Origin of the sequence: Fusibacter sp. A1 (assembly GCF_004125825.1) — a bacterium.
Taxonomy (GTDB): Bacteria; Bacillota; Clostridia; order Peptostreptococcales; family Acidaminobacteraceae; genus QQWI01.
Genome location: NZ_QQWI01000002.1, coordinates 68,902 through 83,282, shown reverse-complemented (window position 1 = coordinate 83,282; position 14,381 = coordinate 68,902). Strand labels below are relative to the sequence as shown.

Genomic DNA, 14,381 nt, shown 5'->3' with positions numbered 1-14,381 from the left:
AAGTAAAACCCGAGTGCGCAGCACGAGGTACACTCCTCTTCCCTCCTAACGAAACTAAAATCTTCTCTTTGCAAAAAATAAAAAAAACCGCTTCTTATCTAAAATAAGAAACGGTTTTGATTACTAATTAGTCAACAGCAATTACTTCTTTGCCTTTGTAATGACCGCAAGCTGCACATACTCTGTGCGGCATGTTAGGTTCGTGGCATTGAGGACATTTGATTACTTGAGGAGCTGTCATTCTGATGTTAGACGCTCTTCTTTTGTCTCTTCTTGCCTTGGATGTCTTACGCTTTGGTACTGCCATGTTTCCACCTCCTCAGAGTTAGTTAAAGAAGTTCTTGAGACCTTCTAATCTTGGATCAATCGTTTCATTATCGCACTCACATGATTCAACGTTTAGATTCGCTCCGCATGTAGGACATAAGCCCTCACAATTTTCGGAGCACAACAACTGAATCGGTAAATTGATAAGAATATCATCCGTTAGCGCCTCAGTTAAATCTATTTTCCCATCTCGAATAACAAGCCAGTCCACATCAAATTCATCTAACTCCGACAGTTCTCTGCTTACCTCATTTTTGAGCGCATAGGCAAAGACCGACAAGCATCTGTCACATACGAAGTGTACCATACCTTCATAGTGAAAATGAATATAAAGCTTGTTATCTAGAAAACACACTTTACCGGCAACAGCAAACGGCTCTACGCTATCTACATTATGACCGATAAGCATATCTTTTGCGAATGTAAGTGTTTCTTCGAAAGAAATCTCTTTCTTCCGATTTTGCTTCAAATCAAATAAATCTAGTTGCATAATCCACCTCAAAATACAACATTCTTATTATACATAGACGTTGTATATTTGTCAATAATGTGTGGTGAAAGTTTTTAAGAAAATCAGCTCGCTTTTAAGCGAGCTGACACTTGTCGTTATTTACTAACAAGTTCCAAAGTATCTCTTGCGATCATAAGCTCTTCATTAGTAGGTACTACCATAACTTTCACAGTAGCGTTATCCTTACTGATGATCGCCTCTTTGCCGCGAACATTGTTCTTTTCAGCATCGACTTCGATACCCATGAACTGAAGTTTATCACAAATGCTTGCGCGGTTCATCGCAGAGTTCTCACCTAAGCCTGCTGTGAAGATCACTGCGTCAACACCACCCATAACTGTCGCATAGGCAGCGATATATTTTCTTACTCTGCCGTCGAAAGAATCAAGGGCAAGTTGTGCACGTTTGTCGCCGTCGAATGCAGCATTCTCGATATCTCTAAAGTCAGAGCTGATTCCAGAAATGCCGAATACGCCAGATTGCTTATTCAATACATCGTTGATTCCTTGAACATCAAGATTCTCTTTTTCCATCAGGTAAGTAACGATCGCTGGGTCGATATCTCCGCAACGAGTTCCCATCACAAGACCTTCAAGAGGTGTGAAGCCCATCGATGTGACAACTGATTTACCACCGTCGATCGCACATAGTGAAGCACCATTTCCAAGATGACAAACGATCAAACGAAGATCTTTGATGTCTTTGCCTAAGATGTCAGCAGCTCTTTGAGAAACATATCTGTGAGATGTTCCGTGGAAGCCGTAACGACGTACGCCGTATTTCTGATACATTTCGTATGGTAGCGGGTAGATGTACTCTACTTCTGGCATTGTCTGATGGAAGGCTGTGTCGAACACACCGACCATAGGTACGCCTGGAAGAAGTTCTTGCATCGCTTCGATACCCATCAGGTTTGGTGGGTTGTGAAGTGGCGCAAGTTCGATACACTCTTCAAGGGCAGCGATAACATCTTTATCGATGATTACAGAAGCCGAGTATTTTTCACCTGCGTGAACAACTCTGTGACCTACAGCGTTAATTTCATTCAACTCTTTGATTGATCCATATTCAGGGTTAACAATAGCAGCAAGTACGTTGTTAAGCGCTTCCTTATGGTCATTCATTGGAACTTCGATTGTAACTTTTTCATTATCAAAAGCTTGGTGCTTAAGTCTTGAACCCTCTAAACCAATACGCTCTACTAAACCATTGGCCAATACTGATTCATCATTCATGTTGATAAGTTGGTACTTCAAAGATGAAGAACCGCAGTTAATCACTAAAATGTTCATGGATGTCCCCCCAGATAAAAGTTGTACCGCACAAATTTCTCACATATTCATTATAATTCAATCACAAAAAAATACAAGGTTTTGTGTGGATTTGCAAGGGTTTTTCAGAATCTTAACATTTGAAAATTTTGTATGGTGTATACAATATTCATTCATTCCACTTTAATCGGCCTCATTACATAATCACTTCTCATATTTATAGAATGATTTACTTGTGAATACATACCCGTCGCCCTGATATCTAACTCAATTAATGGGTTGTTCTTGCGATATTTTTTTAAATCACGCGCCAGATTCGTGAGAATCGTGATCTCTTTTGTCTTCTTGATGTGTCTGATCAGCTCGCTCCCTTGCTCGTTGAAGGCAAGCACTCTGGCATAATCGAGCCATTCAAGCGTATAAGGGTCTTCAAACGCTTCAATCCCCAGTAAGATCGATGTGATCATACGTTGGATACGGGTACGCGTGTACCTTTTGGACTTGATCGCTTCAATCGTCGCTTCCAGTCCGCCGACCTCTCCGATCGAAGAAACAATCTTATTTTCAAGTCCTTCTTTCACATCACGGTATTTTCTGAGTCCTGACGGACCCTCCCTTAAGACCACCGCATTGAAAATCGTGTGAAAGTCATCAAGTGTCGTGTATTTTGAGTAGTCGTAAATGGCATCAAAGGTGGTTTGCGGCACGGTCGTCCTTAAGGTCTCCCAGTCAACGGGTCTAAACTTGAACAGTTCTCTTATAGCCGTCGCAGATGCGATAGGCGACTTGATATCCTTATCGTTATAGTCATTGCCGATACGCCTAATCGTTGTTATCTCCATGGCACTTTCAAGTCGTTTAACCGCCCTGATGTATTCGATACCCAAGATGTTGTTCGCACTGAAAGCGTAATGCACGCCCAGCACCTCATCCACCGCTTTCGCTCTTGCCACGTGATAACCGAGTCCCTCATCAAGGTGTTTTCTGACCACTTGGTCAAAGACATCGCTCGGTCGATCGATCACCGCCGCGACCTCCATCAAAGAACTTATGTCACCACTTTCACTTCCGAAGCAGATCACATCCGCTCCAAGTCTGTCAAGCAGCGCCACAGCACCGTAGGCGAACATCTCGGCGCTAGCGGTACTGTAATAGACCGGCAATTCTATCACCAGATCGATACCAGCTTCCACCGCCGCTTTCGCACGCTGCCACTTGTCCATCATCGCCGGTTCTCCCCGTTGAAGAAAATGTCCGCTCATGACGGCTACGACTACATCCGCCCCTGTCTGCCTCTTCGCTTCACTGGCATGATACAAGTGTCCATTGTGAAAAGGATTGTATTCTGTGATAAGACCACATATTCTCATTCCCTACCTCCGCTAAAAAACCAGTCAACATTTGTCGACTGGCTAGATGACTGAGAAAACCGCTTAGCTGATTAAAGCCGCTTATGCGGTTTCCTTACTGACTATTCCTGAGCCTTAAGCTGATATTTTTCAAGCTCGATACGGTTTCTTTTTACCGAGTCGTAGTGTTTTTCAAGATTAATCTCCAGTTGCCCCATCACATCATCCGCGTATCGATAGGCACCTGTTTTTATCTCAACGCTTTGCATTTTGGCAGTATCGATGATTTCTTGCCCTTTGACGCGCGCGATCTTGACGATTTCGTCTTTTTGAACGAGTTTTTCCACTCTGTCCTGAGCTTCTGCCACAATCACATTCGCTTCGCTTTGAGCGCTGCGTAAAATACGCTCCGACTCTTGTTGAGCGTCATTCAGTATCTTGCCGCGTTCGTCCTTGATCCATTTCGCCTGTTTCACTTCATCCGGCATCACAAGCCTGACGTCTTTTAAGATCGCCAGCACTTCCTCACGGTCTATCAGCGCCTTACCGAACAAGGGAACGCCTGACGAGTTTTCAATCAAATCTTCTAACTGCTCCAATAATTCAAGAACTTTCATATCTATTAACCTCTCCTTTTAACCATAGCCTCAGCGATGAGTGGCGGTACGAGCTCAGAGATGTCTCCGCCAAATCGATTGATTTCCTTAACAATTGAAGAACTGACCGCAGCATAATCCATACTAGTCATCAAAAATAATGTTTCTACTTCCGGTTTTAATTTGCGGTTCATAAGCGCCATTTGGAACTCCATTTCAAAATCAGACAGCGCGCGCAGCCCCTTTATCAGGACGGCATTCTCTCTTTCTGAGATGTAGTCTACGATAAGTCCCCCTACCGTATCCACAGTGACATTGTCAAATTCTGAAACCACTTCTTCGATCATCTTTTTTCTCTCGTCGAGTTCAAACATAGGTTTTTTACTGCTATTGATTGAAATCGCGACAATCACATGGTCAAACAGAAGTGCTGCCCTTTTTATCAAATCTAAATGTCCGTTTGTAAGCGGATCGAAACTTCCTGGATAAACCGCCAATTTCATCAATCAGCCTCCCTGTATGTCGATAGGTACGTACTACCATACCTTTTTGATTTTACACGAATAAAAGGACCGATGGTCGCTTCAAGTATTTCGTTATTATCGTGCTCTATGACTATTATAGCGTTTTTTATGAGCATGTCATCTTGAATTAGCCTTAAAATGATTTTTTCACAAAGTCCTTGACCGTATGGCGGATCTAAAAACACAAGACCAAACGGGCTTACCGTGCCTTTGAGTCTTGAAACGACATCGAATACGTCTCCTTTGATCACCTTGGCCTTATCAATAAGACTCGTCTTCACAAGGTTCTGATTGATCACCTTGACGCACTCTGGCGACTGGTCGATGAAGACCGCAAGTTCAGCGCCTCTACTGAGCGCTTCTATACCAAGGGCACCGGATCCTGCGAAAGCGTCCAGGCAATTGGCATCTAAAACTTCAAACTGTATACTGCTGAACAAGGCTTCTTTCACCCGGTCCGTTGTCGGCCGTGTACTCATTCCTTCTATGGTTCTAAGGTGTGTTCCCCTAGCTTTCCCCGATATGACGCGCATTTTGACTCCTCACAAGTACTTTGTCTGAAAGCGGCAAGTCGATAATAAAGGTTGTCCCCACATTGACTTCGCTTTCACATCTGATTGTTCCTCTAAATTTCTGTGTAATGATATTATACACGATATTCAGTCCTAAACCACTACCGCCCTGTCCTCTTTTTGTAGTGAAGAAGGGTTCGAAGACAAACTCCTTCACATGGCTTGGCATTCCGACTCCATCGTCTTTGAATACCAGTTGGATGCCATGGGTGGTGAGTTTCCCGCTGATCTTGAGCACGCCTTTTCTTTCACCGAAAGCATGGGTGAGCGCATTCACGATAAAATTAGTCGTCAACTGGGAGATGTCTCCTGGATTTGTGATCATGTTTATATCATTGTCTATATCCAGCTCAATGTCCACATCTTTCTTTTTAAGTTTAGGCTTAAGGGATTTGATCGTATCTTCGATATACTCTTTGAGATTGAAGATCCTTTCGTCGCCGCTTGACTGATCTACCGCCACCATCTTAAAGGATTTCACAAGATTGGACGCTCTTTCGACATTGGCCATGATGATACGCACACTCTCTTCACAAGTTCCCAGGTATTCCTCGAAGAGCCCCTTTGTCAGTTCACCCCTGGCAAAAGCGATATTGACTTCTTCCGTCTCCTTTTGAAGATAGGAGGCAGCTGTCAGACCTACGCCGATCGGAGTGTTGATCTCATGGGCGATTCCCGCCACAAGATTTCCAAGGGACGCCATCTTTTCGGATTCGATCAGATGCGACTGGGTCTCTTTTAGGTCCTCAAGCGTCTTTTCAAGGTATAGGTTCGCCTTAATGAGCTTGTTGGTGCGGTCTTCCACTCTGACTTCAAGTTCTTCGTTCATCGTCGTTATCTGGTTTTGCTTATCTAAAATATCCTTTTCGCGTTTTTTGACTTCTAAAACCATGTTTTCAAAACTGGCGATCATCGTCTGAAACTCTTCAAAAGGAGAAGTCAGCGTCTCTGACTGATAATCTCCGCTACCCACTCTCTTTACATAGTTCTTGAGCACATTGACATTGACCATGATATGGTTGATGCTTTTCGATGCGATGACACTTACAAAAACAATCGAAAGCACCGCAATGACGCCCATCCAAAAGACAAGTTGAATCAGTTCTGTATGAATCGCATTCTTGTTCTGATAGGCGACCACCTGCCACCCTTCCCTTCCGATCGACTTTTTAAGCGGTACAAACTTCTCGCCGTTTAGCATCACGGTTTGCACGTCCTCTTCTTCAGCGGACAGAATCAGCGGATCGGTCATTTCGTTCATGACCATGCTGTAGTCGGTGTGGGCGATATATTTACCGGTGTCGTCTGTGACTCCCACGATAACCTCACCCTTATAGGTGATATCCTCTACAAGTACCTGAATGACCCTCAGGTCGACGACACCTGTCAGCACGTAGCCTTCATTAAGTGGAATGGACAGTTCAATGACATTCGCACCCGTCTGGGCATCTGTAGATGGCGACGACCATGCGATATATTCTCCATCCATGATTCTTTTTACATTGCTCTTTCCACTATAGTCAATGCCGGTCATCCTATCGTTCTCAGGATAAACAGCGACCACCAAACCGTCTGCGTCCGTGACAGCATACAAAGAAAAGTACTCGTCCGTCTTGGCGTTGACAGCCATCAGGTCGATAGCCTCTTCCCTTTGGTCATAACCGACTCTTAGCATGTGGTTTCGTAGATTGCTCAGCTCGTTTATGGGTGTATAGAATGTATTGTCTATGCGAGAGACCAACATATCAAGAATCTGCGCATTTCTTGCAAGTGTCAAATCGGTCAGATAATCGAGCGCATAGGAAATCGCCACGAAACTTAGAATAGTCACTGGCAGGATCACCGATAATATGAATTTAATGTAAAGTCCTGTAGAGAGCTTTTTATTTTTCATACATTTTTCCTTATTATTCTTTCAACAGCAATAGACACGATTAACATAAACCGTGTACATGACTGTAAATACCCAAGACAACCCTCTGTAATCAAAACTCCAAATCCACACACCCATACTCCTATTATAAGACTAGGTGTTTGGAAAGCCACGCGATATATTCCTCTGTCACATACTCGTCCACAAGTAGGTCTTGACAGTCCAATTGCACCTTATCCAGTATATCTCCATGTTTAGTCAAATCAGCGAGTTTCAGCTCCGGAAGTCCATGTTGTCTGGTCCCTATGATCTCACCCGGACCCCTGATGGTCAGATCCTTATTGGCTATCTCGAAGCCGTCATCGGTTGATACCATCACTTTGATTCTTTCCTTTGCGATTTTTCCTGGCGAATCGGAAAGCAGGAAACAATAGGACTGACCGCCACCTCTTCCCACGCGACCTCTAAGCTGATGCAGCTGAGACAGGCCGAAGCGTTCGGAATGAGTGATGACCATCATGGTCGCCTTCGGCACGTCCACTCCGACTTCGATGACCGTGGTCGCTATCAAGACCTTTATCTTACCCGTCTTGAACTTTTCCATAATTTCATTTTTCTCGCTTGGTTTCATTTTTCCATGAAGCCATGCGATGCCCTCTTGCCTGAATACCGGTTCGAGTTCTTCATAGAGTTCTTTTGCGGATTTCAAATCCACATGTTCCGATTCTTCAATCAAAGGGGCTACAAAATAAGCCTGCTCCCCAACAGCGAGCTTCTCCTTGATAAAGACGAGCATGTCCTTGACCTTGGAGGTCTTGACATAATGCGTATGGATCGGCAATCTGCCCACAGGTCTCTCTTTGATCATCGTAACATCCATGTCCCCATAGATGATTAAGGAAAGGGTTCGCGGAATCGGAGTCGCCGACATCACAAGCGTATCGATCGGCACGCCGGCCTTATCCGCTATGATCTGCCTTTGACCGACACCGAACCTATGCTGCTCATCGGTGATCACAAGACTTAAGGCCTTGAACCTCACCTCGCTCTGAATCAAGGCATGGGTTCCGATTATCACATCGAACTCACCCGCCTCGACCTGCTCTATCAGACCAGCCTTATTCTTAACCTGAGAGGTCAGCAATACGATCTTTACGTCCTCTCCCAGGAATTTTCTAAAACTTTCATCGTGTTGTCTTGCAAGTATTTCAGTCGGCGCCATGATTGCAGCCTGATATCCGCTTTTTACAGCCTTATAGACAGCTGCTACAGAGACAGCGGTCTTCCCGGAACCTACATCCCCTTGCAAGAGCCTATTCATGCAGTGGACGCTGTCCATATCCTTAAAGATCTCCTCGACAGCATCCTTTTGTCCTTTGGTAAGCTCAAAGGGAAACAGGTGGTGGACATCGCCTGTAATACTTCCATACCGCCGTGGCTTTTCGATCTCCCTCACGTGCATTTTAATGACCAGCAGTGCCATTTGCAAATGGAAGAGCTCCTCATAGATCATGCGCTCTCTAGCGATCTGCAGGTCTTCCACGTCCTCGGGAAAATGCATGCCCGCTACCGCATCAGCTAAGGACGGATAACCATGCCTGTCGAGGATCGTGTTAGGAAGAACATCCCTCAGTCTACCCATTTCGGCAGTCACCTGCCCGACAGCCTTATAGACGTCCTTTTGTGTAAGTCCGTCTGTCAGCGCATAGACCGGTACGATGCCAAAGCCGTTTTCCGCCTTTTCCACATGGATGAATTCCGGATGAAATAGGCTAACCTGCCGTCCGCTTACCTTAACTGCTCCGTAAACCCAGTAAGTCTCTCCAACGATAAACTGCTTATCGATATAGTTGATGTTCATAAAGACGAGCTCGGCCCTTCCCGAACCGTCATCCACGCTGATTTTAGTCATGGTCTGTCTGGCTTTGATCCTAGAAGTCCTATGGCTTAGCACGGTGACCTTAAGCACGGCTTTTTCCTCGTTCAAGGCTTCCGCTATCTGAATCACCACACGCCTGTCCTCATAACGCCTTGGCAAGTGCATGATCAGATCTTCTAATGTGAAAACCCCCAATTGGTTGAACCGCTTCTCTTTTTGTGGTCCAATACCCTTGAGAGATGAAATTGGTGAGTATAACATAATTTGGCTCCTTCTCTGTTTATTAATTATAACAGATGAATCGCTATTATGAGCAAGTGAGTTACATGGACCCTTGAGGTTTGAGCACAAAATAAAACCGTCATCAGAGCGGTGCCCGATGACGGTTTTGTTCAGCAGTTGACTGCAATGTTTCCTATTCTACAGAAATCAGATAGTAGTAGATCGGCTGTTTGCCTGGATACACTTCAAATTCAATATCTTCATATCGCTCTTCAAGCTCTTCAGCCAAAGCTTTCGCATCGGATTCTGACACGTCTTCACCATAGTAGACCGTTACGATTTCAGACATATCGTCCACCGCAAGTTCCATCGCACTGAAGATGGTTTCTTTCATATCTTTTGCAGAAGCGACGATCTGATTGTCAAGGATGCCTAAATAGTCATCGGTTGAAATCTCGATATCGTTCACCACCGTATCCCTTACAGCATAGGTCACCTGAATGGATTTCACGTCACTGATCGCAGACAGCATTTCATCGAAATTGCCTTGTGCGTCATGATGCGGGTCGAATGCCAGCATCGCGCTGATTCCCTGAAGCACTGTCTTCGTTGGAAGTACAAAGACCGATTGCTCCGAAAGTTCTTTAGCCTGATTGGCCGCAAGGATGATATTGGAGTTGTTCGGTAAGATGAATACGTGCTCTGCATGGACCTGGTCGATGGCTTTTTTTATGTCTTCTGTAGACGGATTCATTGTCTGACCGCCTTCGATGATATAATCCACCTTTAAGTCCCTATAGACATCGGCAAGACCTTCACCCATGGCTACGGCGACAAAGCCGAAGGCTTTCTTTTCACCTTTTATCACTTCTTCATGCACATGATGCTCATCAAGTATCGTGCCATGTTGTTCTTTCATGTTTTCAATTTTAATTTTAATCAGTTCACCGAACTTAAGCGCCTCTTGCATGACTAGGCCAGGATCATTGGTATGTATATGTACCTTGATCAGGTCTTCATCAGGAACATAGACCATGCTGTCTCCCATGTCCACGATCAGATTTTTCAAATCGGCGTTTTCCAAGTTGTCGCCTCTGACGATAAACTCCGTGCAATACGTGAAGTGGATGTCGTCAGGATTGATAGATGCCTGTACCGGGGTCGTCGAAGGTAGTTCGAACGAGATATCTTGTCCTTCTTTTCCGAGTAGAGCTTCATAAAAACCTGTAAAGATCGTCATTAATCCTTTACCGCCGGCATCTACCACTCCAGCTTGCTTTAGCTGTGGAAGCAGGTTCGGAGTATTCTTAAGCGTAAGCTCACCTTGAACCAGCATCGCTTCAAAAAAAGCGTGAAGCGTCTGGCTTTCCTCTATACGTTCTTCCGCCTTCTCACCAATTTCTCTGATGACGGTCAAGATAGTTCCTTCAACCGGTTTTAGGACCGCCTTGTAGGCCGTCCTCGCGCTTTCGATCAGCGCATTCGACAATTCCAGAACACCTAATGTCTCATGGTGTTCACAGCCTTTTGCGAATCCTCTAAAAATCTGTGAAAGAATGACACCCGAGTTTCCTCTGGCCCCCATGAGGGATCCCTTTGAAATCGCCTTGGCGACTTCAGAAACCGATGTATACTCTCCCTTTAACATTTCTCCTACTGCATAATTCATCGTCAAAGACATGTTGGTGCCCGTATCACCATCAGGAACAGGAAATACGTTCAATGAATCCACGATATCTTTATGTTTCGTTAGATTCACAGTTCCCTGTTTAAACATTTTGACCAATAAATCAGCGTCAATACGGTTGATTTCCACTTGATACCCTCCTACTAGGTTTGTGCGGCACTACTGAACTCGCACACCCTCGATGTTTAAATTTACTTTTTTTACTTTAAGTCCTGTCTGATTTTCAACATTATATTTAACTTTAGCGATAATATTCTCCGCTACCACAGAAATTTTGGTGCCGAACTGAACGATGACATATAAGTCGATCGTCAACTCATCGCCTTCCGTGTGCACTTTGATGCCTTTAGTCAAATGTTCTTTTTTCAAAAGGTTAGCAATCCCACCTGTAGCTGATTTTGCAGCCATACCAACGAGTCCATAACATTCAATCGCAGACGCGCCTGCAATCGTGGCAATAACATCCGTGTTGATTTCAATCGTGCCGTATTCATTATCTACATGTAAATTCACAAGTTCCCCTCCTAAGTACAGGATATGTGTCTAAAGTTTAGCTTGACCAATTATACTACCTACTTTATTATTGTATAGATAGTTTACTACACTCTCAAACATATTTCATCAACTTTTATTCTATATGATGTGATTTAATATTGCAATTGTTTGAGATTTTTTTTATAATGGTTATTGGTGTTGCAAATTAGTAACTGTAATTATGACTACAAAAACCTAGCGTATCCTTCTCTAGATGTAGTTGAGCACAGACTAGGGACGATACGCAATGATACAATTTTAACTGACAGATTCCAATACCTTGAAAGAGCTTGATTTATTCAATCTTCTTTGATACAATGTATGTGCTAAATCTGATAAGTTACTCGAAGGAGGTGTAAGATATGCCTAGAGTTTGTCACGTATGTGGTAAAGGCCAGATTTCTGGTAACAACGTTTCACACGCTAACAATCACAACAGAAGAACTTGGAAACCTAACCTTAGAAGAGTTAAGGCTAAAGTAAACGGCTCAGCAATGAGAGTGAATGTTTGCGCTAGATGTCTAAGAGCTGGTAAAGTGGAACGCGCTGTATAGTCCGTTCTATATGAATAAACCTACATGGTCACATGTGGGTTTTTTTATTTCCTACGAACGTATTTTGTTCGTAGCGCCTGAAAGTGAACGCCTCCTACGAACGTATTCTGTTCGTAGCGCCTGAAAGTGAACGCCTTTTGTTCACGGAGGCAGACCAAAAAAAAAAAAAAAAAAAAGACGCCAAAAGCGCCTCAACTAATCTTTAATCTTTAATCTTTAATCTTTAATCTTTAATCTTTAATCTTTAATCTTTAATCTTTAATCTTTAATCTTTAATCACCAATCTCAAAATCACCAATCCCCTACTTCCCATCAGAAACAACCACAAAAGCCTCACCCGATTCCACAACATAGGTCACCACATCCTCCACAGCCTTGTTTGACAACCCTAGAGACGACGTCTTAGCGACGTTATGCTGATATAGCGGGTAATGACATCCGGTGATGGTTACGCCCTTTAAATCGGTGATAGGACTTATTGAGATCGTCTTTCCCATCATGTTTTCAAGCTTGATGGAACCCGTCATATAGTAGACGGTTTGATCCGCGTCGACGATGCTCGTCTTGATCCCGCGCATATGGATCAGCTTCATCAGAGACAAATTGGCAAGAGTATGGTCCACTCTCGCACCAAGCATTCCCATCATCACAATTTGAGATGGAGAGAATTTGAGTGCGATATCGATGGCAAGTTCGGTATCCGACGCATCCTTTTCAGGCGGATACCTCAGGATCTCAACGCTCGACAGCCAAGGAGCAGCCTCGAGGTTAAAGTCGAAGGAGTCCATATCGCCTACCCAGAGTTCCGGTTGGTGTCCTACCCTGATGAGGTGACTCATACCGCCGTCTATCGCAATGACCCTATCCGCTTTTTCGATCTGTTCTACCAATACCGAATCATCCGTCACAGGGCCGTTTGCAACTAAGAGCATTTTCATCTATACGCCCATCAGCTCATGAAACACTTCTACACGCGCTTTCACGTCTTTTGCTCCAAACACCGCCGAGCCTGCGACAAGCACGTTGACTCCCGCGTCTACAAGCATCCTGGCGTTATCCAGATTCACACCGCCATCGATCTCGATGATGGTATCCAAGTTTCTTTCCGTGATCATTTCCTTCAGCTTTTTAACCTTGTCCAGACTGCTTGGAATGAAGGACTGACCTCCAAAGCCAGGATTCACCGACATGATAAGCACCATATCAAGATCATCGAGTATGCTGTCGAGCACATTCACAGGAGTCGCCGGATTGAGAGAGACTCCCGCTTTAAGCCCGGCCTGTTTGATTTGCTGTATCACACGGTGCAGATGCGGACACGCTTCATAGTGCACGGTTATCCAGTCCGCTCCCGCTTTTTTAAATTCTTCGATATAAAGTTCAGGTTGCTTTATCATCAGGTGAACATCGAATATCAGATCGCTATGGGGTCTGAGGGCACCGATCACAACCGGTCCAAAAGAGATGTTCGGCACGAAATGGCCGTCCATCACATCGATATGCAACCACTCTATTCCGCCTGCTTCCGCTTGTTTCACATGTTCGTTCAGCCTTGAAAAATCCGCTGATAAGATTGATGGGGCTAATGCTACCATGATTTCCTCCTTTTGTCTTCGCCTGCCTGATTGAACAAGAGCTTATATGAATTGTACCTGCTGAAGTGGATCTCCTCACGGTTGAGAGCGTCTATCACGGCACAGCTCGGCTCATTCATATGGTTGCAGTTTTGAAACCTGCAATCCTCTTGGTATTTTACAAATTCAGGCATGTACGCTTTAATGTCTTCCGGTTCGATCTCCGCTAAATCCAGCGAAGTGAAGCCTGGAGTGTCCAGTACGAATCCGCCACCTGGCACCAGAATCAGTTCGGTGTGCCTAGTGGTATGCTTTCCACGTTGTATTTTCTTACTGACTTCACCCGTATTCAGCTTCAGTCCTGGAATGATCACATTGAGCAGGGTGGATTTACCCACACCTGACGGTCCTGCGAAAACAGTGATCCTGTCCTCTAGGGCTTTTCTCAACTGATCGATACCTATATTTTGCTTTGTCGACGTTTCAATCACCCGATATCCGGTCGATTTGTAGATATCCGTCAACTCGTCAAAGAGCGTTCCGTCTTCATCGAGATCGCATTTGTTAAAGACGATCAAGGGATCGATGCCGCTCACTTCGCAAAGAAAGAGCATCTTGTCCAGAAGATGGATATTCGGTTTAGGATTTTTGATCGAAAACACGATCACCGACTGGTTCACGTTGGCAACCGCCGGTCTGTCAAGGCGTGTGTCCCTCTCCCTGACTTCGATGATATATCCCTTGGTCTCGTCTAAGGAATCGATCTGGACTCCTACACGGTCTCCGACCAGAGGTTTGATATCCTGTTTCCTAAAAAGTCCTCTTGCTCTGCATTCAAGTACTCCCTTGTCGGTCATCACATAGTAAAAACCACCCAGTAGCTTGTTGATTATTCCTTCTATCATTTA

The 14,381-nt window shown here is 44.5% G+C and carries 15 protein-coding genes; 1 reads left to right on the top strand and 14 read right to left on the bottom strand.

Translation table 11 applies throughout. The features are described from left to right. Positions 1–127: 127 nt before the first annotated feature. The 11 genes from rpmF to DWB64_RS02325 all read right to left on the bottom strand — a co-directional run bounded on the left by rpmF (position 128) and on the right by DWB64_RS02325 (position 11,324). Positions 128–307, bottom strand: coding sequence for a 50S ribosomal protein L32 (rpmF, locus tag DWB64_RS02375; RefSeq protein WP_129486586.1), 180 nt, complete (start codon positions 305–307; stop codon positions 128–130). An 18-nt stretch (positions 308–325) separates the two neighbouring features. After that, the gene (locus DWB64_RS02370) at positions 326–817 is read right to left on the bottom strand and encodes a DUF177 domain-containing protein (protein ID WP_129486585.1); all 492 of its coding nucleotides are present in this window, start codon (positions 815–817) and stop codon (positions 326–328) included. 116 nt (positions 818–933) lie between these two features. After that, complete coding sequence (locus DWB64_RS02365) at positions 934–2,130, bottom strand: acetate/propionate family kinase (RefSeq protein WP_129486584.1); 1,197 nt, start codon at positions 2,128–2,130, stop codon at positions 934–936. A 152-nt stretch (positions 2,131–2,282) separates the two neighbouring features. After that, positions 2,283–3,479, bottom strand: a complete 1,197-nt coding sequence (locus DWB64_RS02360) for a nucleotidyltransferase (RefSeq protein WP_129486583.1) — start codon at positions 3,477–3,479, stop codon at positions 2,283–2,285. A gap of 101 nt (positions 3,480–3,580) precedes the next feature. Beyond that, positions 3,581–4,075 carry an ATPase gene (locus DWB64_RS02355; protein WP_129486582.1) on the bottom strand — a complete coding sequence of 165 codons (495 nt, stop codon included), beginning with the start codon at positions 4,073–4,075 and terminating at the stop codon, positions 3,581–3,583. Positions 4,076–4,080: 5 nt separating this feature from the next. Beyond that, positions 4,081–4,557 (bottom strand): pantetheine-phosphate adenylyltransferase, encoded by a 477-nt coding sequence (gene coaD, locus DWB64_RS02350; protein WP_129486581.1) that lies wholly within the window; start codon positions 4,555–4,557, stop codon positions 4,081–4,083. Further along, positions 4,557–5,111, bottom strand: a complete 555-nt coding sequence (gene rsmD, locus DWB64_RS02345; protein WP_129486580.1) for a 16S rRNA (guanine(966)-N(2))-methyltransferase RsmD — start codon at positions 5,109–5,111, stop codon at positions 4,557–4,559. The genes coaD and rsmD overlap by 1 nt, the downstream gene beginning before the upstream one ends. Further along, positions 5,086–7,044: a sensor histidine kinase gene (locus tag DWB64_RS02340; RefSeq protein WP_129486579.1), complete on the bottom strand. Its 1,959-nt coding sequence runs from the start codon at positions 7,042–7,044 to the stop codon at positions 5,086–5,088. Before DWB64_RS02340 ends, rsmD begins: the two co-directional genes overlap by 26 nt. A gap of 124 nt (positions 7,045–7,168) precedes the next feature. Continuing rightward, the gene (gene recG / locus DWB64_RS02335) at positions 7,169–9,253 is read right to left on the bottom strand and encodes an ATP-dependent DNA helicase RecG (protein WP_256369608.1); all 2,085 of its coding nucleotides are present in this window, start codon (positions 9,251–9,253) and stop codon (positions 7,169–7,171) included. 64 nt (positions 9,254–9,317) lie between these two features. After that, positions 9,318–10,940: a DAK2 domain-containing protein gene (locus DWB64_RS02330; protein WP_206736640.1), complete on the bottom strand. Its 1,623-nt coding sequence runs from the start codon at positions 10,938–10,940 to the stop codon at positions 9,318–9,320. A 30-nt stretch (positions 10,941–10,970) separates the two neighbouring features. Beyond that, complete coding sequence (locus tag DWB64_RS02325; protein ID WP_129486577.1) at positions 10,971–11,324, bottom strand: Asp23/Gls24 family envelope stress response protein; 354 nt, start codon at positions 11,322–11,324, stop codon at positions 10,971–10,973. Between the two features lie 383 nt (positions 11,325–11,707). On the opposite strand from DWB64_RS02325, the gene rpmB reads away from it, so the two are divergent. Beyond that, positions 11,708–11,899, top strand: a complete 192-nt coding sequence (gene rpmB / locus DWB64_RS02320; protein ID WP_129486576.1) for a 50S ribosomal protein L28 — start codon at positions 11,708–11,710, stop codon at positions 11,897–11,899. A 302-nt stretch (positions 11,900–12,201) separates the two neighbouring features. Here rpmB and DWB64_RS02315 read toward each other — a convergent pair whose 3' ends face one another. Genes DWB64_RS02315 through rsgA form a run of 3 tightly spaced genes read right to left on the bottom strand, consistent with a single transcriptional unit; the run spans position 12,202 to position 14,378 of the window. Further along, positions 12,202–12,837 (bottom strand): thiamine diphosphokinase, encoded by a 636-nt coding sequence (locus tag DWB64_RS02315; RefSeq protein WP_129486575.1) that lies wholly within the window; start codon positions 12,835–12,837, stop codon positions 12,202–12,204. Then, positions 12,838–13,494 carry a ribulose-phosphate 3-epimerase gene (rpe, locus tag DWB64_RS02310; RefSeq protein WP_129486574.1) on the bottom strand — a complete coding sequence of 219 codons (657 nt, stop codon included), beginning with the start codon at positions 13,492–13,494 and terminating at the stop codon, positions 12,838–12,840. After that, entirely contained in the window at positions 13,488–14,378 is an 891-nt protein-coding gene (gene rsgA / locus DWB64_RS02305) for a ribosome small subunit-dependent GTPase A (RefSeq protein WP_129486573.1), read from the bottom strand. Before rsgA ends, rpe begins: the two co-directional genes overlap by 7 nt. Positions 14,379–14,381 lie beyond the last annotated feature (3 nt).

Bases quoted from the DNA above. Each gene is read 5' to 3' on its own strand.
- rpmF (WP_129486586.1), bottom strand. From the start codon at position 307: ATGGCAGTACCAAAGCGTAAGACATCCAAGGCAAGAAGAGACAAAAGA.
- DWB64_RS02370 (WP_129486585.1), bottom strand. From the start codon at position 817: ATGCAACTAGATTTATTTGATTTGAAGCAAAATCGGAAGAAAGAGATT.
- DWB64_RS02365 (WP_129486584.1), bottom strand. From the start codon at position 2,130: ATGAACATTTTAGTGATTAACTGCGGTTCTTCATCTTTGAAGTACCAA.
- DWB64_RS02360 (WP_129486583.1), bottom strand. From the start codon at position 3,479: ATGAGAATATGTGGTCTTATCACAGAATACAATCCTTTTCACAATGGA.
- DWB64_RS02355 (WP_129486582.1), bottom strand. From the start codon at position 4,075: ATGAAAGTTCTTGAATTATTGGAGCAGTTAGAAGATTTGATTGAAAAC.
- coaD (WP_129486581.1), bottom strand. From the start codon at position 4,557: ATGAAATTGGCGGTTTATCCAGGAAGTTTCGATCCGCTTACAAACGGA.
- rsmD (WP_129486580.1), bottom strand. From the start codon at position 5,111: ATGCGCGTCATATCGGGGAAAGCTAGGGGAACACACCTTAGAACCATA.
- DWB64_RS02340 (WP_129486579.1), bottom strand. From the start codon at position 7,044: ATGAAAAATAAAAAGCTCTCTACAGGACTTTACATTAAATTCATATTA.
- rpmB (WP_129486576.1), top strand. From the start codon at position 11,708: ATGCCTAGAGTTTGTCACGTATGTGGTAAAGGCCAGATTTCTGGTAAC.
- DWB64_RS02315 (WP_129486575.1), bottom strand. From the start codon at position 12,837: ATGAAAATGCTCTTAGTTGCAAACGGCCCTGTGACGGATGATTCGGTA.
- rpe (WP_129486574.1), bottom strand. From the start codon at position 13,494: ATGGTAGCATTAGCCCCATCAATCTTATCAGCGGATTTTTCAAGGCTG.
- rsgA (WP_129486573.1), bottom strand. From the start codon at position 14,378: ATGATAGAAGGAATAATCAACAAGCTACTGGGTGGTTTTTACTATGTG.